This window comes from Bradyrhizobium iriomotense (assembly GCF_030160715.1).
GTDB lineage: Bacteria > Pseudomonadota > Alphaproteobacteria > Rhizobiales > Xanthobacteraceae > Bradyrhizobium > Bradyrhizobium iriomotense.
In genome coordinates this window covers 1-18,062 of sequence record NZ_BSOW01000024.1, presented here as the reverse complement: position 1 = coordinate 18,062, position 18,062 = coordinate 1, and the positions used below count along the sequence as shown (strand labels likewise).

Here is an 18,062-nt window from a genome sequence, read left to right as displayed (position 1 = left end):
CTTGCCGAATTCAAGTTGTCTATGATAATAGACAACTTGATAATGATGCGCCATGACTGTTTCGTGACAATCGTGTGATTTTGGAGATAGGCTTCCGATCGATATGAGCCTTCAGGACACCGCCTCCTCCGGCGTCGCGCTGTGGCGACTGGTCGCCGACGGCATCGAGCGCGGCATCGCCGACGGCCGCTTTGCCGCCGGCGAGAAGCTGCCCGGCGAGATGGAGATCGCCGAGACCTATCGCGTGAACCGCCATACGGTGCGGCGCGCGCTGGCGGCGCTCGCCGAGCGCGGCCTGGTGCGCGCCGAGCGCGGCAGCGGCACCTATGTCGAGGCGCAGAAGCTCGCCTATCCCTTGCGCTCGCGCACGCGCTTCTCGGAGATCGTCGGCGCCGGCGGCCGCGAGCCGCGCGGACAGTTGATCGAGGCGTCGGAGGACGTGGCGAGCCGGGAGCTCGCACGGGAACTCGGCGTGAAGACCGGCGCGCGGCTGGTCCGGATCGAATCCGTGCGCTTTGCCGATCGGACGCCGATCTGCGTCTCGACGTCCTGGCTGTCAGCCGAACTCTTTCCTGATGCGGGTGCGGTGTTCGCCGCCACGCGCTCGATGACAAAACTGCTCGCGCATTACGGCGTCCGCGACTACCGCCGCGGCTCGACCCGGATCACGGCCGGCATTGTCGATGCAACCGACGCCGCGCGGCTAGATCTCGCGCTCGGGCGCCCGATCCTGGTGGTCGATTCCACCGACGTCGATCCCGATGGCAAGCCGCTGGTGACGAAGCGCTCGCGCTTTGCGGCGGAGCGGGTTGAGTTTCTGGTGGAGAATGGGTGAGGCGTTGCTCTCCCTCTCCCCGCAAGCGGGGCGAGGCGAAGAGCGGCCTCCTAAGTCACAGCCCTTCGCCCGATGATGGCGAAGCGGAGTTTTCCGGAGATGAAGTCGATCGCGGCGACCGCAACCAGGATCATCAGCACGAGGAACGACACTTTCTGCCATTCCAGCACGCGGATCTGCTCGGCAAGCTGAAGCCCAATTCCGCCGGCACCGACGATGCCGATGATGCTGGCCGAGCGCGTGTTCGATTCGATGAAGTAGAGCACCTGGCCGGCAATCACGGGCAGCACCTGCGGCATCAGGCCGAATCGAATCTCATGAAGGGCACTACCGCCTGACGCCCTGATGCCCTCGACCTGCTTCTTGTCGGCCGCCTCGATCGCCTCCGAAAACAGTTTTCCGAGCGCGCCGAAGTCCGAAACCATGATCGCGAGCACGCCGGCGAACGGGCCGAGGCCGACGACGTTGATCCAGACCAACGCCCAGATCAGGGTATCGACGCCGCGGATCGAATCGAGGAAGCGCCGCACCGGAAAGCGGATGATGTTCGGCGGCACGATATTGCGCGCCGCGAGCAGGGAGACCGGCAGCGCCAGCGTTGCGGCGAGCGTTGTGCCGAGCAGCGCGATCGACAGCGTCTCGCCCAGCGCCTTCAGATAGAGCGGCAGCGACGTTCCGGGATCAGGCGGGATCATCATCATGGTGATCCAGCCGAGCTGCTTGAGGCCGGCGATGAACTTTGCCGGCTCGAAGCCGAGATCGTGCAGGCCAAACATGAAGACGGCGAGCGCCGCCACGATCATGGCGGGCGTCGCGAGACGCGCCGCCGCCGGCCGCTCGAAGGCATCGGGGTATTTCGCCCGCAGAGCCGCAGTGTCCGGCCGTTCCAGCTCCTTCATGACCGCGCATCCTTGCCGAACAGCCGCGCGCGCAGCCAGCCCGTGGTGATATCGATGATGAAGATGGTGACGACGATCATCAGCAGGATCGCGCTGACGTCCGAGTAGTAGAATTTCCGGATCGCGACCACGAGCTCCTGGCCGATACCGCCGGCCCCGACGAAACCCATCACAGAGGATTCGCGGACGTTGATCTCGAAGCGCAGCAGCGCGTAGCTGACGTAACCGGCGGAGACCTGCGGCAGCACGGCAAAGCGCATGCAGGACAGCCAGCTCGCCCCGGTCGAGCGCACGCCCTCGACCGGTTTCATGTCCGCATTCTCCACGATCTCCGCGAACAGTTTTCCGAGCGCGCCGGTGGAGTGAATGGCGATCGCCAGCACGCCGGCCATCGGCCCGAGCCCGAACGCCATGACGAAGATCAGGGCAAACACGATGCCCGGCACGGTGCGGGCGAATTCGAGCAGGCGCCGAACGGTAAAGCGCAGCCATGGTGCCGGCGAAGTGTTCTCAGCCGCGAAAAAATTCAGGCAGAAGGCACAGACCGCGCCGATCAGCGTACCGACATAGCTGATCAGCAACGTCTCGCCGAGCAGCTTCAGCCATTTGTACCAGCCCCACAGCCACTCGCCGGGATCGGTCCAGACGCGCTGGCCGCTGTCGAGGGTGAGGATGCGGTCGAAATAGCTGACGAAGTTGCCGAAGTAGGCGAACAGCGTCCGCAAATTCACTTCAGCCCCGATCGCAGCAAGGATCAGCGCGGCAATGAACAGCACAGCGCCGGCGAACAGCCGCAGGCGCTTGCGCGCCACCGCCTGGCGATAGGCTGCGTTCAGCGCCGCCAGCTGCTGCTCGGGAAGGATCGATACCGCAATGGTCATGGGGTCAGCGGACAAGGCTCGACATAGAAAAGAGCCGGGTCGATTGACCCGGCTCCAGTGCGTGGTCCCGACGCGATCAGGACGCCTTCTTACGCAGATTGTCGACGAATTTGATTAGCTCGATCGTCTTGTTGTAGTCGTCGGTGGCGATCGGCTCCCAAGGCTTGTTCTTGCCGTCGGAGAGCTTGTTGAACGCCTCGGGATCCTTCTGCGCCGCCTCGAGGAAGGCCTTCTTGATCGCGGCCTTCATGTCATCAGGAAGGTCGCTGAGATAGGCGTAGGGCGAGTTGATGATGAGGTCGGACTTCACGACGATGCGGAAATCTTCCTTTTTCATCGGCGTGCCGTCGGCCGATTTCACCATGCCCTTGTTGAGCATGCGGGTCAGGTTGGAATCGTCGTCGGCGTTCCACCAGTTGGCGGCAACATCGACGGTGCCCTGGGCAAGCGCCAGAACGGCGTTCTCGTGGCTGCCGGTGAACACGACCTTGGAGAAATAGGCGTCGGGATCGATGCTCATCTGGTTCAGCTTGAAGCGGGGCATGTTGTTGCCCGAGGTCGAGTTCGGATCGACCAGGCCGAGATTCTTGCCCTTGAGGTCCTCGATCTTCTGGTACGGCGACTTCGCCAGCACGTAGAACACCGAGTAGTAGCCCTTCGAGCCGTCGGAGTTGACGTCGATGACGAAGGCATCGGTCTTCACACCGGTGAGACGGGCGCGCGCAAAGGACGCCGGACCGTAATAGCCGATGTGGATGTTGCCGGCGCGCTGGCCCTCGATGAGGGCCGCGTAGTCATTGGCGACACGCAGCGTGACCTTGATGCCGAGCTCCTTCGACAGGTAGTTGATGAACGGCGCGTAGCGCTCGGTGACGCCCGAGCCGTTCTCGGCAGGAATCGCGGCGAAGGTGATCTCGGGATATTTGGCTTTCCAATCCTCGGCGGAAGCGGAGGCGGAGAAGGCCAGCGCAGCGGCGCCGGCAAGAACGAAGCGACGAGTGATCATGATACCCTCTTGATCGGTTGGACGCGATGAACGCAAAAACTGGTAGCGGCTCAGGCGGCGGCGGCCGTCCCCAGCGCGGGAACGCCTTCCGGTGCGGGCAGCGGCACGCCGCCCATGACTTCACTGGCTTCGAGATCGTAGAGCTCGCGCGCGACGTGCTCGGTGAGCGCGGACGGCGCGCCGTCGAACACCACGCGGCCCGCCGCCATGCCGATCAGGCGGTCGCAATAGCTGCGCGCCAGATCCAGCGAATGCAGATTGCAGATCACGGTGATGCCGAAATGCTTGTTGATGCGCAAGAGCGCGTCCATCACGATCTTGGTGTTGCGCGGGTCGAGCGAGGCGATCGGCTCGTCGGCGAGAATGAGATCGGGCTGCTGCACCAATGCGCGGGCGATCGCCACGCGCTGCTGCTGGCCGCCGGAAAGCTGATCGGTGCGTTGCGCCGCGAGCGAGGCCATGTCGAACTGCTCCAGCGCGGACATCGCCAGCGCCTTGTCTTCCTCGGGCCAGGTCTGCGTCAGCGAGCGCCAGGCGGGCATCGCGGCGAGGCGCCCCATCAGCACATTGGTGAGAACGTCGAGGCGGCCGACGAGATTGAACTGCTGAAAGATCATCGCGGCACGGGCGCGCCACTGCCGCAGCTCCTTGCCGCGCAGCGCGGTGACGTCGACGCCATCGAACAGGATGCGCCCCTCGGTGGGCGTGGCCAGACGATTGATGGTCCGCAGCAAGGTCGACTTGCCGGCGCCGGAACGGCCGATTACGCCAACAAAGCCGCCGGGGGCGATTTCAAACGACGCACTGTCCACCGCAGCTTTTGTGCCGAAGCGGCACGTCAGACCTTCAACCACCAGCATGCAGGGGCTCCCAACTAGCTGGGCCCAACCGCTAACGCCGCCGCTTTACATTTGTGTGACAGCGGCGCTGCCGTGCGGCGATGCTACGCATGTCGTCCCCCGTCATCTTCGCGTCATGACATCGTCATGAAGGCGCTCGAAGACGAACGCCCCTCCCCTTTTGACGGACACACCATCATGGTCGCCAAGGCGCTTTCGGTCCAACCGACCATCGATCCCACCGCCAAGCTGCACGAGATCAGGCTCGGCGCCTATTGCGAGATCGGCGCACGCACGATCCTGCACGAGGTGACAATGGGCGATTATTCCTACGCCGTGAACGATTCGCAGATCACTTACACGACGATCGGAAAATTCTGCTCGATCGCGGCGATGACGCGCATCAATCCCGGCAATCATCCGATGCAACGCGCCAGCCAGGCGCATTTCACCTATCGTGCGAGTGCCTATTTTCCGGGCGAGAGCGACGAGGCCGAGTTCTTCGACTGGCGGCGCCAGCATCACGTCCATATCGGCCATGACGTCTGGATCGGCCATGGCGCGATCGTGCTGCCGGGCCGCAATATCGGCACTGGCGCCGTGGTGGCCGCAGGCGCCATCGTCACCAAGGACGTGCCCGCCTACACCATCGTCGCGGGCAATCCGGCCCGCCCGGTCCGACGGCGCTTCTCCGACGAGATCGCCGGCCGCCTGGCAAAGCTAGCCTGGTGGGACTGGGATCACGAAAGCTTGCGCAAGGCCTTGCCTGACTTTCGCAAGCTTGAGATTGAAGATTTCCTCGCAAAGTACGAAGCACGGATCGTTGCCAACCAGTCCCATCCCAGCAAGCGAAGCATCCCCGCGTGACCGAAATATTCCTTGAAGGCGGCCGGGTCCTGATCGACTCGGAGATCGTCGAAACCTCACTCGTCGTCTCCGGGCAGGATATCGCAGCGATCGATCGCGGCCGCGCACGCGCGCCGCTTGCGATCGACGCCCGTAATCTTTTGGTCCTGCCGGGCATCGTCGACCTGCATGGCGATGCCTTCGAACGGCAGATGATGCCGCGCCCGGGCGTCGACTTCCCGATCGACGTGGCGCTCACCGACAGCGACCGGCAGGCCGTCAGCAACGGCATCACCACCGTCTTCCACGGCACGACCTGGTCATGGGAGCCTGGCCTGCGCTCTGGCGATAATGCGCGACGCTTGCTGGAGGCGATCGAACGGCTGCGGCCACAATTTGCCGCCGACACCCGATTCCATCTGCGGCACGAGACCTACAATCTCGACGCGGAGGACGAGATCGGCCAATGGCTCGCCGAAGGACGGATAGATCTGTTCGCCTTCAACGATCACATGGCTGCGACTATCCGCGATCTGGCGAAGCCGAACAAGCGCGGCCGCCTGGTTGACCGGACCGGCCTGCCCGACGCGGCCTTCGAGGAGCTGGTCGGTCGTGTCGCCGCTCGCGCAGCGGACGTCCCGGCATCGACTGCGCGGCTTGCTGCGGCGGCGCGCGCGGCCGGGGTGCGGATGCTCTCGCATGACGACGCGACACCGGCGATGCGCAAGGCGTATCGTGACATGGGCGCCACGATCGCCGAGTTTCCGGTCAACGAAGAGACGGCGCGCGCGGCCGCGGCGGCCGGCGACGCCATCATTTTTGGCGCGCCAAACGTGGTCCGTGGTGGCAGCCATACCGGCTGGACCAGGGCGTCCGACATGATCGCCAAAGGGCTCTGCTCGGTGCTGGCATCGGACTATTACTATCCGGCGCAGCTGCTCGCCGCCTTCCGGCTCGCGGCTGATGGCGTGCTTCCGCTGGCGCAGGCCTGGAAGTTGATCTCGGAAGCACCGGCGGAGGCCGCAGGCCTGTCCGATCGCGGCATGATCAAGGAGGAACGGCGCGCCGACATCCTGCTGGTCGACGACACCCTGCCACTGCGGCCGCGGCTGGTCGCGGTGATCGCCGCGGGCAGGCTGGTGCATTTCACCGATGCAACGCGCCTGCTCGGCTCTGCCCCGGCATCGCGCGAGGCTGTCGTCGCCGCCTGAACCGGCTATATGAGAGGCGATGACAGATTTTCCCCGCTACGCGATCTACTATGCCGCCGACGCCGAGAGCGCGCTCTCGCGCTTCGGCGCCGAGCTGCTCGGCTATGATGCCCAGAGCGGCCGTGAGTTGCCCTTTCCCACGGAAGCGCTGCACCTTGCAGCCGACTGGCACGACGTTACGGCCGATCCCCGCAAATACGGGTTTCACGGCACGCTGAAGGCGCCGATGACGCTCGCGAGCGGCAAGACCGAAACCGAGCTGGTCTCGGCGTGCGCAGCGTTTGCCGGCAAGCCGCGATCGATCCCCGTGATTCGTCCGGTCGTAGATTCCATCAGTGGCTTCATTGCGGTGATCCCGGCCGAGCCCGTCAGCGAACTGATACAGCTCGCCGCCGATTGCGTGCGCGAATTCGATGCGTTTCGTGCACCGCTGACGGCGGGGGATCGTGCAAGGCGCAACCCGGAAAAGCTGACCGAGCGGCAGCGCGACCATCTCGACCGCTGGGGCTACCCCTATGTGATGGAAGAATTCCGCTTTCACATGACGCTCACCGGCCGGCTCGATGCGAGGCGACGTGGGCCGATCGTCGAGATGTTGCGGAGGCGGTTTGCGGAGCTGCACATTGAGACGCTCGCGATCGACCGCATCGCGCTGTTCCGACAGGAAAACGCGGCGGCACGCTTTCACATCATCGGCGAGTGGCCGTTAAGACGTTAGTCGCCCGGATACTCCGTCATTGCGAGCGAAGCGAAGCCATCCAGACTCTTTCCGCGTGAAAAGTCTGGATTGCTTCGTCGCTTCGCTCCTCGCAATGAGGCTAAAGCGCGATGAGATTAGGATGAATCGTCATCGCGCTTTAGATTATTGTTTGAGCGTGATCTTTTCGGAAAACCGCTGCACACTTTTCCGGATCATGCTCTAGTGGGGCGTGCTCGTATCAACGTCAATTCGTGAGATTGAACACTAGCGCGATGGCACCGACCAGGATCAAGCTGATCGCCCAGACCGCATCCAGATTCAACCAGCTTCGCGATACGAATTTAAGACCGAGATAGCGGTAGACCAGCCACGCAAGGCAACCACCGGCGACGACCATCGCAACGACGTGCGCAAGCGAAACCAGCACCGCCATTGCAAGATTCGTCGAGACGAGCGCGCCGGCAGCCCGGTGACTGGCATCGAGGTCAGCGGCCTGGCACAGCCCGAGATAGATCGGCAACAGCATCAACGCGGCGCCGTGGGCAATGGCGACTGCGAATGACCAAAGCGCCAATTGCGACGGCGGTATCCGCGCCAGCGCCCGCGGATGGCGCCGATCGACGAGACGGTACGCCCCGAAGCCGATCACGAGCAGGCTCGCGGCGAGCTGGATCGGACGCTGCCACTCGGCCAGCGTCAGTAACAGCGCGAACGGCAGCAACACCAGGAACGTTGCCAACAGATGTCCAGCCGACAAGGCGCCCAACGCGCCAAACAGCGCGCGCGGACTTCGTTCCAAGAGCCCTGCCGAAACCGCGAGCGGCCATCCCATTCCAGGGTTGACGCCGTGATAGATGCCGCTCGCAAGGAGAGCGAGCCAGAGCCAGGCAAGGGTCCGGCTCGCCTCTCCCCAATCTAGGCCGACGGATAGCAAAAGGAGTCCGTTGAACAGTCGCCGCCCTCCAGCCTGATCTGGTGGGCCCGGTATCCTTCGGGGAAGCTGACAAAATAGTCGCTGGCAAGCTCGAGGCCGCCGTTGCGACCGACATTGGCCATCACTTCGACGCCGGGAACGCCATCAGGATAGAACTGGTCGTCCCAGGTCGAGTAGAGCGAGTTGGTCCAGTACACGCGCTTGCCGTCGCGGCTGATCTCGACCATCTGCGGACCACCTGCATATGCCTTGCCGCTCGGATGCGGCGCGCGGCGCACGATGCCTCCGGTGTGCACCGAACCCGCAAGCTTGGGTTTGCGGGGATCACGGACGTCGTACTGACGCATCTCGCCGGTGCCCCAGCAGGAAACGTAGAGGAATCTGTCGTCCATCGACAGATCAATGTCGGTCACCAATGGCGGGACGGCACCAAAGCCCTGCAGAAGCGGTGGAAGCTTTTCCTTGGCTGCGGGCTCCGGCGGGATCGTCGCAGTCTTCTCGGCATGGAATTTTCCGCCCTCGCGCCACCAGGTCCAGATCGAGGCTTCCAGATTGGTGGTGTCCACCACCACGCCGACGAAACCGTATTCTCGAACCGGATCGTGGGCGGGCCGCACCTCCAGCGCCATCTGATGGTTGGCACCGAGGTCGATGGTTTGAACATTGCGCCGGGCCCGGAGATCCCAGAAATGGAGCCGGTGGCCATATTTGTTCGACAGGAGATCCTCGGGAACGATCCCGTTCTCGAACTGCGGCGGCAGCGCCCATTCACTCGTCACCATGTAGTCGCGCGGCAGATTCCACCAGAAGTCATAGTGCAGCGTCTGCGGACCGCGATCGATCTCCCAACGGCCGAGCACCTCGAACGTCTCGCAGTCCATGATGAAGACCCCGGGCGGCCCGCTCGTGCCGTCCTTGCCGCCACCGCCGAGCGTGCTGACGTAGACGCCGTCTGGGCCGCAATGGATGGTGTGCGGCCGCGAGTAGCCGGTCTTCTTGAAGACTTCCTCCGGCTCGATGATCTTGTGAATTTTCGCTTTGGTCGGATCGGGCTTGGTATCGACGATGTAGATTCGCGACGAGCGGAGTCCTGGAATGATGAGATAGCGCCGCTCGATGAAGGCGTGCCCGGCGAGCGGAGACAATGCCGACGAGCAGGCATTCCAGCCGAAATGATGAAACTCGTCGCCCTTGTTGGGCATCGTCACTGTATGGACGATCTGGCTGTAGGTCGGCGATCCCGGCTTGGCGTCGATCACCGCAAGTGCGTCGGGCTTTGAGAAATCCGGGCTGAGCAGCAACGTATAGGCGAAGTTTTCGGGCGGCGCTTCCATCGCGAGCTTTGGCGATGCGTGGAAGGTCGGATCTGGCCGCATTGTCATGGCACTGCCTCCCTGTTTGCGTCGGCTTGCGCCAACCTGGCTCGGGATAACGGCATAATGAAGTGCTGACGCGTGATGTCTCGAGGTGTTCCGCAGGTTCGGTTGGCGCGGAAACATTACGTCATCGCGCAGCCGGGCGAAACCTCACCGAAGCGCGCCAATTCGACGCTTGCGGTCGGATGGGGCCCGCCCAAATGAGCGCAGCGAGCGCGCCTTAATGCGGTGTCGTCCTGGCGAACGCCAGGACGACGTTGGGAGAGAGCTGCGCCTACTTCCCCCAGCGCAGCGCCAGCGCGTCGCGTTCCTTGGCGAGCTCGATCAGGCCTGCGCGCGTGGCCGGGTGCAGCGGTTGCAGGGGATGGCGCACGGCGTCGGACTTGATCACGCCGCCCGCCTGCATCATCGCCTTGCAGGCGATCAGGCCGCACTGGCGGTTCTCGTAGTTGATCAGCGGCAGCCAGCGCTCATAGGCGGCCTTGGCCTCCTCGCGTTTGCCGGCAAAATAGGGATCGACGATCTGGCGGATGCCGTCGGGATAGCCGCCGCCGGTCATCGCGCCGGTGGCGCCGGCGTCGAGATCGGCCATCAGCGTGATTGCCTCCTCGCCGTCCCAGGGACCTTCGATGGCGCTGCCGCCCGCCTCGATCAGGCTGCGCAGCTTCGCGGCTGCGCCGGGCACCTCGATCTTGAAATAGCGGATGTTGGAAAACTCCCACGACAGCCGTGCCAGCAATTCCACCGACAGCGGCGTGCCCGCGACCGGCGCGTCCTGGATCATGATCGGAATCTCGATCGCCTCCGACAGCACCTTGAAGAACTCGACGATGCCTTTCTCTGGCACGCGGAAGGTCGCGCCGTGATAGGGCGGCATCACCATCACCATGGCGGCGCCGGCGGCCTCGGCCTGCTTGCTGCGCGCCGCACACACGGCCGAGGAGAAATGGGTGGTGGTCACGATGACGGGGACGCGGCCGGCGACGTGCTCCAGCACGGCATGCATCACGGTCTCGCGCTCGGCGTCGGTCAGCACGAACTGCTCGGAGAAGTTGGCCAGGATGCAGATGCCGTTCGAGCCGGCGTCGATCATGAAGTCGATGCAGCGGCGCTGGCCTTCGAGATCAAGTTCCCCGCGCTCATTGAAGATCGTCGGGGCGACGGGAAAGACGCCCCGGTACGGACGCTGGACTTTGCTGTGGGGCGTGGACGGCATCGAACTCTGTCTCCCTGATCTTCTGGTGCCTGCCGCATGGCGGCGTCTGGCGCCGCCTACCATGTACTAGGCAAGCACCTTCGCGGCAATGCCGTTCGCACCGCCACGGAACCGCAGATTGAGGTAGCTCAGGCCGTGCGCACCGCGCCCAGGAAGCCTTCGACCGCCACGCGCAGGCGATCGGCATCGGCCGACATCTTCTTGACCGACTCCGTGAGCACAGTGCCGGCATTGCCGGTCTCGCGGTTGAGGCTTGCGACGCTGCCGATGGTGTCGGTCACCTCCCTGGTGCCGAGTGCGGCCTGCTGGAAGTTGCGCGAGATCTCGGTGGTCGCCGCGCGCTGCTCCTCGACGGCCGCGGCGATCGCCGTCATCTTCTCGTCGATGCCGCCGATCGCGCCGCCGATCGACCGGATCGCGGACACCGCCTGCCCGGTCGCGGACTGGATCTCCGCGACCTGGCGCGAGATCTCTTCGGTCGCGGTCGCCGTCTGCGACGCGAGGTTCTTGACCTCGCCGGCAACGACCGCGAAGCCCCGGCCCGCCTCCCCGGCGCGCGCAGCCTCGATGGTGGCATTCAGCGCCAGCAGGTTGGTCTGCCCGGCGATGGCACTGATCATCTTCACGACCTCGCCGATGCGAGCGGCCGTCTGGTCCAGGATCTCGACGGTGCCGTTGGTCCGCTCAGCCTGCGCGACCGCCTCGCGCGCGTCGCGCGCGCTGGCCTGCACCTGCGCCGAGATCTCGCCGACCGATGCCGACAGCTCCTCTGTTGCGGCCGCAATGGTCTCGAGATTGTTGGTGGCCTGTTCAGCCGCGGACGACACCGCGGCGGTCTGGTTGCTGGATTCGGACACCAGCGAATGCACGCCGGTCGCGGTGGCGTCCAGCTCCCTCGTCGATTCGGCAACGCTGTGGATCACCGCCTGCACGGTGTCATCGAAACGCCGGCAGGCCGCGTCGACCGTGCCGGAGCGCGCGAGCTGCTGGGCCTGTTGCGCCTCGCGCTCCTGGCCGAGCCGTTCCGCGGTCGCCGCGCTCTCGCGCAGGCTCTCGAGCGCTGACGCCATCGTGCCGAACTCGTCAGGATATTTCGACTGCGGCACGGGCGTTGCGTAGTCGCGGGCGCTGATCCGCGCGATCGCCGCCATCAGGGATTGCACCGGCCGCACCAGGCGATTGCGCACAACGAACACGCCGGCCAGGGTCACACTCAACGCCGCGAGGAAGGCCAGCGACTGCACCACGAGCTTGGTCAGCGCCGCCTCCTGCACGGCTTCGGCGCGCGCGATCGACTGGTCAAGCGCCTTGGTCGCGATGGCCACGATCGGGGCGAACGGCGCCTGGCAGAGTACGTTCCATTCCTGGGGGGCGACCGCGGGACGGCCGCTGCCGTCGAAATTCTTGGTAAGCTGCGAAATCTGCTGCACGGCAGAGTCGGTCTTCGCACGCGCCTCCTTGGCCGTGGAGACGAGGTCCGCGCTCGCATCAGGCGCAGCGAGCAACTCATCGAGCCCGGTCCAGCCCGCGCCGACGATGCCGTTCAATTGCGCCAAATTCAGCTTCTGAGGCTCGTCGAGCGGCTTGCTGGTGTTGACGTTGGGGCGAAGTGCCGAGCACTGGATGCCATAGCGGTCGCGCACCTGCCAGGCGAGACGGCGAACCTGGATCATTCGGGCAATGAAAGGATCGTTCATCCAGGCGCGGTTCGAGACCGCGGTCGAGGCGAGATTCGCCGTCTCGATGGTCTTTGTGACGGCCTCGTACCAGGGGTTGGTCCGCTCGATCTTGCGTTCGCCGCGCGGACGCGCGGCCTCGTCGAAGAACAGGCGAAATTGCGGCGCGGCCTCGCCCCAGTGCTGTTTCAGCTTGCTTGCGATCTCGTCGCGGCGTGCGAACTCGACGGTCTCGATGGCCGCGATGATCGCCTCATAGCCGGCCTGCTCGCGCTTCTCGACATCGGCGATCACGGCGCGCGGATCGTCCTCGCCGAGGAGAGCGCCCTGGGCATCGCCGCGGTTGGTCCGGAGTGCTAGCACGCCATGGAAGATCGCCTTATCGGCGGCAGCCAACCGTCCGGTCTCCTGGCTGTCGCGATAGCGGCCGATGGCTCCGGCCATCTGCATCGCCGTGCTGGTCAGAGCACCAACGGCCAGCAGGGCCATCAGCACCAGGAGAAGCGTGCTTACCGATTTCTTAATCATCGTCATTGCCAAGGGCGCCCGGATTGCGCGCCACTCTGCCGGGCGACCTGCCAATGTTTGGTTAAGTTTTTAGTCGAATTGGCGAGAACGCAATTTACCGCAACGGAAAGTTGGCATGGGCGAATGACAAGCATGGCCGGGGCGCCGCGCCGGCCATGCGTAGATCATGACACTTTCGTGAAATCCGGCGGGCGGCGCTCGGCGAAGGCCATGAAGGCCTCGCGGGCCTCGGCGGTGCGCAGGCGCTGCGCGAACTGCTCGCTCTCGGCCGTCATCTGCGCGACCAGCGCCTCACCGTTTCGCATCAACCGCTTGGTCGCGATCAGCGCACCGGCAGGCTGCCTTGCGAGGCGCTGCGCGAGCGCGGCAGCCTCGGCGTCGAGCTTGTCGAGCGCCACGACGCGATTGGCGAGGCCCCATTCGAGCGCGGTCTTCGCCGGCACGGCTTCGCCAAGTGCAAACATCTCGTAGGCGCGGACGTGACCGATGCGCAGCGGCATCAACAGGCTCGAGGCAGCCTCCGGCACCAGCGCGAGGCTGACGAACGGCGTCGACAGCAGCGCATCGTCGGCCAGCACAACGAGATCGCAGTGCAGCAGCATCGTTGTGCCGACGCCGACCGCGCGGCCCTGGACGGCGGCGACCAGCGGGCGCGTGCAGCGCGCCAGTGACTGGATGAACCTGATGACGTTGCGGCTGCCCTCGGATTTGCCGGTGGCGACCGCGGCGAATTCGCCCACGTCGTTGCCGGCCGTGAACATGTCGCCTTCACCGCGGATCAAGAGCACGCGGACCGACGGATCGGTCTCGGCGCCCTCGATGGTATCGGCGAGCTTGCCGTACATCGCGTCCGTCAGCGCGTTCTTCTTGTCGGGGCGCGCCAGGGTCAGCGTCAGCACGCCATTGGTCATTTCGGTCCGGACATGCTCGGTCATGGGACAAATCCTCTCATTCATCAGCTGTTCGTGGAAACTTGGTTTGAATGCTCGTCAGCCAGCGCGCGACGATGTCGATCTCGGCGCTGGAAAATCCTTCCGTCAACGCGGCGTTGATTTCCGTCGCGGCCGCCTTCGCCCGCACCTCGACCGCACGGCCCTTCGGCGTGAGCCAGACGCGCCAGGCGCGGCCGTCTTCGCGGTCGGCCCGCCGCTCGACCAGCCTTGCCGCGGCCATCCGGTCGACGAGGCCGGAGATGCCCGCCGGCCCAAGATCGAGCGCGGCCCCCGCCTCGCCCATCAGGACGCCGTCCTGTCTGCCGAGGATGAACAGGAGGCCTGCCTGGGATGGCGTCACCTCGCTCTCCGGCTGCGCCGCCATGTAGCGCTGCAGCCGACGCTGCGCGACGTTCAGGAGGTAGATCAGCCGATGGTGTCGTGCCGCGGTCACGCGCGATCCAATTTATTTCGCATGCGAAGCAAATAACCCGGCAAGGCTTGTTTGTAAAGCGGCGCGGGCGTCATGCCGTTGGGGCGCGACAGCCGTCCAGGAAAAGAACGGCCGCGGAGCGGACGCGGCGCTCGATCTCCATGCGCGAGGGCAGCGGCACACCGCCATAGATCGCGGCGCGCTGAGGGGCCGAGACGGCCATGCCGATCAGCATGCCCGCGGCCTCCTCCACATTGTCTAGCGCGAGGCGTTCAGCCTTCACCTGGACGCGCAGCCAGCGCGCCAGAGCGGCCACCGTGCGCGCGATGCCATTGCGATAGAAGGCGACGGCAAGATCCGGGAACGCGGCAGATTCCTGGAGCACGGTGCGTTGCAAAGCGACGACCTCCGGATCGAGCCCGAGGTCGGCGCAGGCGAGCAACGCCGTGGAAAGAGCCTCTGCAATGTCCGCGTGATCGATGCCCTTGAGCTGGACGTCGGAGACCTGCCGGTCGAGCCGGTCGGCGACCATAGCCTCGAACAGTGCCGCCTTGGCCGGAAACAGCCGATAGAGCGTCTTGGTGGAAATGCCGGCGCGGCGGGCCAGCTCTTCGGTGCTGGTCGCCGCGTAGCCGTTCTCGGCAAAAGCGTGCCGTGCGGCGTCGAAGATGATCTGACGCGTCTCGCCGTCGTCGCGCAGTGGCGGCCGTCCACGGGAACGGCATTCGCTGGAAGATTTTGCTGGAGCCATGTTTTTAGATGATGCCTGTCATTCTATTGACAGTTCTGAAGCTAGTCCTATTTTGGAAATCGTCAAGTTTCCTAATTCAGGGAGCCGGCCATGACCGTCCACACCACCCCGTCGAAGATCGAATCCACAGTGGTTCCCGCAAGCACGCCGGAGGATCTGTTGCCGGCCACAACTGCCGCCGCGCGACCCAGAAAGCTCAGCTTTCGCAAGCTGTTGCTTGCAGGCGTAGCCGCCGCGGCGCTGGCCGGCGCGAGCTGGTACGGCTACGGCTACTGGACCGTCGGCCGCTTCCTGGTGTCCACCGATGACGCCTATGTGAAGGCCGACAACACCACCATCGCGCCGAAGGTCAGCGGCTACCTGATCGACGTGCTCGCGCAGGATAACGAGCACGTGAAGGCGGGCCAGGTGCTCGCCCGGATCGACGACCGCGACTTCAAGGTCGCGCTCGACCAGACCAGGGCCGATGTCGCCGCAGCGAATGCGACGGTAACGAGCAAGGAGGCTCAGCTCGACGTCCAGCAAGCCGTGATCGCGGCAGCGAAAGCGACCATCGATGTCGACAATGCCGCAAAGACGTTCGCCCAGCAGGAGAACAAGCGCTATTCGGATCTCGCCGCGACCGGCTATGGCAGTGTGCAGAACGCGCAGCAGGCGCAGGCACGCGATGCCGGTGCCGACGCCGCGATCCAGCGCGACACCGCCAATCTCGCCTCAGCCCTCAAGCAAGTCGAACTCCTGAAGGCCGAGATTGCGCAGGCCAGGGCCGCCGCCGCCCGCGCGGCCGCGCTTCAGCATCAAGCCGAGCTCAATCTCGGCTACACCACGATCGTCTCTCCGATCGACGGCGTCATCGGCAACCGCACGCTTCGGGTCGGACAATATGTGCAGGCCGGAACGCAGCTGATGTCGATCGTGCCGACCGAGGGCGCCTATGTTGTCGCCAATTTCAAGGAGACCCAGCTTACGCATGTGCGCGCGGGCCAGCAGGTCGAGATCGAGGTCGACACGTTCCCGGGCCAGGTCGTGCACGGTCACGTCGATTCCATCGCGCCGGCCAGCGGTCAGGAGTTCGCCCTGCTGCCGCCGGACAACGCCACCGGCAATTTCACCAAGGTCGTGCAGCGCATCCCCGTGAAGATCGCGCTGGATGCCGAAACGCAGCCTGCGATCGAGCTGCGGCCCGGCATGTCCGTGATTCCGACGATCGCAACCCGTTCGGCGCCGACCGCGCAAGCGGCAACGACGCCCAAAGCAAAGCCTGTTTCCGGAGGATCGCGCCATGTCAAACAGCCTCTCGATATCAACGCCCACGCGCCTAATTCCGGCCGCGACGCCTGATCGCGCCGTCGCCGATCCGAACCGCGCCACCGCCACGATCTGGGTCGCCGTCTTTGCGGCGATGATCGGCGCCTTCATGGCGATCCTGAACATCCAGATCACCAACGCCTCGCTGCTCAACATCGAGGGCGGCATCGGCACCGGCGTCGACAACGGCTCGTGGATATCGACCTCCTACTTGATCGGCGAGATCATCGTCATTCCGCTCACCGACTATCTGTCGCGGGTCTTCTCGTTCCGCAACATCATCCTGAGCTTCGCGACGCTGTTTGCGGCATTCTCGGTCGCCTGTGCTTTCACTCACGATCTGCCCTCGATGATCGCGATGCGCGGCTTCCAGGGCTTCTTCGGCGGCGTGCTGATCCCGATGGCCTTCACGCTCGTCTTCACCAAGCTGCCGAAGGGCCAGCAGCCGATTGGGCTGGCGATGTTCTCCCTCGCGGTGACCTTTGCGCCCGCGATCGGCCCGACCATCGGTGGCTATCTCACCGAGAATTATGGCTGGCAGACCATCTTTTTCGTCAACGTGCTGCCCACCGCGGTCATGGTGACTACCCTGTTCTTCACGCTGGAGCGCCAGCCGCTGAATCTGGGATTGTTGCGCGAAGGCGACTGGTTCGGCATCGCGACCATGGCAGTCGGCCTGGCATCACTGCAGGCCGTGCTGGAAGAAGGCAACAAGGACGACTGGTTCGGCTCGCCCTTCATCGTGCGGCTTGCGATCATCTCTGCGATCAGCCTGTCGCTGTTCATTTATAATGAACTGGTGGTCGAGAAGCCGCTGCTGCGTCTGCGCCTGCTGACGCAGTGGAATTTCGGCGTCGGCACGTTCGCCTCGATCTTCCTCGGTTTCGCGCTGTTTGGCTCGGTCTATCTTCTGCCTGCCTATCTTGGCCAGGTGCAGGGCTACAACGCCGAGCAGATCGGCAACGTGTTGGCCTGGACCGGCCTGCCGCAGCTGCTGCTGATTCCACTAGTGCCGAAACTGATGCAGCGGTTCGATATTCGCTATATCGCGGCCGTCGGCCTGCTCCTGTTCGCCGCGAGCTCGTTCATGAACATCCAGATGTCGCTCGACTATTCAGGCGATCAGTTGCTGGTGCCTAACATCGTGCGCGCCGTCGGCCAGGCGCTGACGCTGGCGCCGATCTCGGCGCTCAGCCTCGGCAGCGTCGCACCGCAGGACGCGCCCGCCGCCTCCGGCATCTCCAACATGATGCGCAACCTCGGCGGCGCCATCGGCACCGCGGTGCTCGCAACCATCGTCACCAAGCGCGAGCAGTTTCACTCCAACATCATCGGCCACTCCGTGACGCTCGGCCGCGAGGAAGTCCGCACCCGCATCGCGCAGACGACGGACTACTTCATCGCCCACGGCGTGCCCGACCCCAACGCCGCACGCGAGCAGGCCATCATCGCGCTCGGCAAGACGGTGAAGCGCCAGGCGCTGGTGATGGGCTTTTCCGACACTTTTGCCGTGATCGGCGTGGTGCTGGTGCTGGCCGCGATCGCCGTGCTGCTGACGCGGCCGGTGAAGGCGGCGGGTGGCGGAGGTGGTGCGCACTAAAGCGGGATGGGGTTAAGTTGAATCGATTTGGGATTCCCAAATCAGCCCGTTTCTGATTCACCATGCTGGCTGGAAGGAGGCCAGCATGGAT

At 64.6% G+C, this 18,062-nt stretch carries 17 protein-coding genes; 6 read left to right on the top strand and 11 right to left on the bottom strand.

Going from position 1 to position 18,062, the window contains the following annotated elements; translation table 11 throughout:
- Positions 1–103: 103 nt before the first annotated feature.
- A complete protein-coding gene (gene phnF, locus QQL28_RS29590) occupies positions 104–835 on the top strand; it encodes a phosphonate metabolism transcriptional regulator PhnF (protein WP_284271210.1) in 732 nt (243 codons plus the stop codon).
- 50 nt (positions 836–885) lie between these two features.
- Here phnF and phnE (QQL28_RS29585) read toward each other — a convergent pair whose 3' ends face one another.
- From phnE (QQL28_RS29585) to phnC, 4 genes are all read right to left on the bottom strand, one after another.
- The gene (gene phnE / locus QQL28_RS29585; protein WP_284271209.1) at positions 886–1,734 is read right to left on the bottom strand and encodes a phosphonate ABC transporter, permease protein PhnE; all 849 of its coding nucleotides are present in this window, start codon (positions 1,732–1,734) and stop codon (positions 886–888) included.
- Positions 1,731–2,615, bottom strand: coding sequence for a phosphonate ABC transporter, permease protein PhnE (gene phnE / locus QQL28_RS29580; RefSeq protein ID WP_284271208.1), 885 nt, complete (start codon positions 2,613–2,615; stop codon positions 1,731–1,733). The genes phnE (QQL28_RS29585) and phnE (QQL28_RS29580) overlap by 4 nt, the downstream gene beginning before the upstream one ends.
- Positions 2,616–2,691: 76 nt before the next feature.
- On the bottom strand, positions 2,692–3,621 hold the full coding sequence (gene phnD / locus QQL28_RS29575; RefSeq protein ID WP_284271207.1) for a phosphonate ABC transporter substrate-binding protein: 930 nt from the start codon (positions 3,619–3,621) through the stop codon (positions 2,692–2,694).
- A gap of 50 nt (positions 3,622–3,671) precedes the next feature.
- A complete protein-coding gene (gene phnC / locus QQL28_RS29570; protein ID WP_284271206.1) occupies positions 3,672–4,481 on the bottom strand; it encodes a phosphonate ABC transporter ATP-binding protein in 810 nt (269 codons plus the stop codon).
- A gap of 177 nt (positions 4,482–4,658) precedes the next feature.
- Between phnC and QQL28_RS29565 the strand changes: the two genes are divergently transcribed.
- Genes QQL28_RS29565 through QQL28_RS29555 form a run of 3 tightly spaced genes read left to right on the top strand, consistent with a single transcriptional unit; the run spans position 4,659 to position 7,235 of the window.
- A complete protein-coding gene (locus tag QQL28_RS29565) occupies positions 4,659–5,327 on the top strand; it encodes a transferase hexapeptide repeat family protein (protein ID WP_284271446.1) in 669 nt (222 codons plus the stop codon).
- Positions 5,324–6,517: an alpha-D-ribose 1-methylphosphonate 5-triphosphate diphosphatase gene (locus QQL28_RS29560; RefSeq protein ID WP_284271205.1), complete on the top strand. Its 1,194-nt coding sequence runs from the start codon at positions 5,324–5,326 to the stop codon at positions 6,515–6,517. Before QQL28_RS29565 ends, QQL28_RS29560 begins: the two co-directional genes overlap by 4 nt.
- Positions 6,518–6,536: 19 nt before the next feature.
- On the top strand, positions 6,537–7,235 hold the full coding sequence (locus tag QQL28_RS29555) for a DUF1045 domain-containing protein (protein WP_284271204.1): 699 nt from the start codon (positions 6,537–6,539) through the stop codon (positions 7,233–7,235).
- 226 nt (positions 7,236–7,461) lie between these two features.
- On the opposite strand, the gene QQL28_RS29550 is transcribed toward QQL28_RS29555, so the two are convergent.
- The 7 genes from QQL28_RS29550 to QQL28_RS29520 all read right to left on the bottom strand — a co-directional run bounded on the left by QQL28_RS29550 (position 7,462) and on the right by QQL28_RS29520 (position 15,063).
- Complete coding sequence (locus QQL28_RS29550) at positions 7,462–8,049, bottom strand: hypothetical protein (RefSeq protein ID WP_284271445.1); 588 nt, start codon at positions 8,047–8,049, stop codon at positions 7,462–7,464.
- Between the two features lie 83 nt (positions 8,050–8,132).
- On the bottom strand, positions 8,133–9,533 hold the full coding sequence (locus QQL28_RS29545) for a selenium-binding protein SBP56-related protein (protein ID WP_284271203.1): 1,401 nt from the start codon (positions 9,531–9,533) through the stop codon (positions 8,133–8,135).
- A gap of 268 nt (positions 9,534–9,801) precedes the next feature.
- Positions 9,802–10,743, bottom strand: coding sequence for a dihydrodipicolinate synthase family protein (locus tag QQL28_RS29540; protein ID WP_284271201.1), 942 nt, complete (start codon positions 10,741–10,743; stop codon positions 9,802–9,804).
- Positions 10,744–10,871: 128 nt separating this feature from the next.
- On the bottom strand, positions 10,872–12,953 hold the full coding sequence (locus QQL28_RS29535; RefSeq protein ID WP_284271199.1) for a methyl-accepting chemotaxis protein: 2,082 nt from the start codon (positions 12,951–12,953) through the stop codon (positions 10,872–10,874).
- Between the two features lie 158 nt (positions 12,954–13,111).
- Positions 13,112–13,882, bottom strand: coding sequence for an enoyl-CoA hydratase (locus tag QQL28_RS29530; protein ID WP_284271196.1), 771 nt, complete (start codon positions 13,880–13,882; stop codon positions 13,112–13,114).
- A 13-nt stretch (positions 13,883–13,895) separates the two neighbouring features.
- Entirely contained in the window at positions 13,896–14,264 is a 369-nt protein-coding gene (locus tag QQL28_RS29525) for a MarR family winged helix-turn-helix transcriptional regulator (protein ID WP_431309664.1), read from the bottom strand.
- 139 nt (positions 14,265–14,403) lie between these two features.
- Complete coding sequence (locus QQL28_RS29520) at positions 14,404–15,063, bottom strand: TetR/AcrR family transcriptional regulator (protein ID WP_284271194.1); 660 nt, start codon at positions 15,061–15,063, stop codon at positions 14,404–14,406.
- A gap of 90 nt (positions 15,064–15,153) precedes the next feature.
- Between QQL28_RS29520 and QQL28_RS29515 the strand changes: the two genes are divergently transcribed.
- Together QQL28_RS29515 and QQL28_RS29510 are read left to right on the top strand one after the other, a co-directional pair.
- Positions 15,154–16,404: an HlyD family secretion protein gene (locus tag QQL28_RS29515; protein ID WP_284271191.1), complete on the top strand. Its 1,251-nt coding sequence runs from the start codon at positions 15,154–15,156 to the stop codon at positions 16,402–16,404.
- Positions 16,346–17,971, top strand: a complete 1,626-nt coding sequence (locus QQL28_RS29510) for an MDR family MFS transporter (protein ID WP_284271189.1) — start codon at positions 16,346–16,348, stop codon at positions 17,969–17,971. Before QQL28_RS29515 ends, QQL28_RS29510 begins: the two co-directional genes overlap by 59 nt.
- The last annotated feature ends 91 nt before the right edge of the window (positions 17,972–18,062 follow it).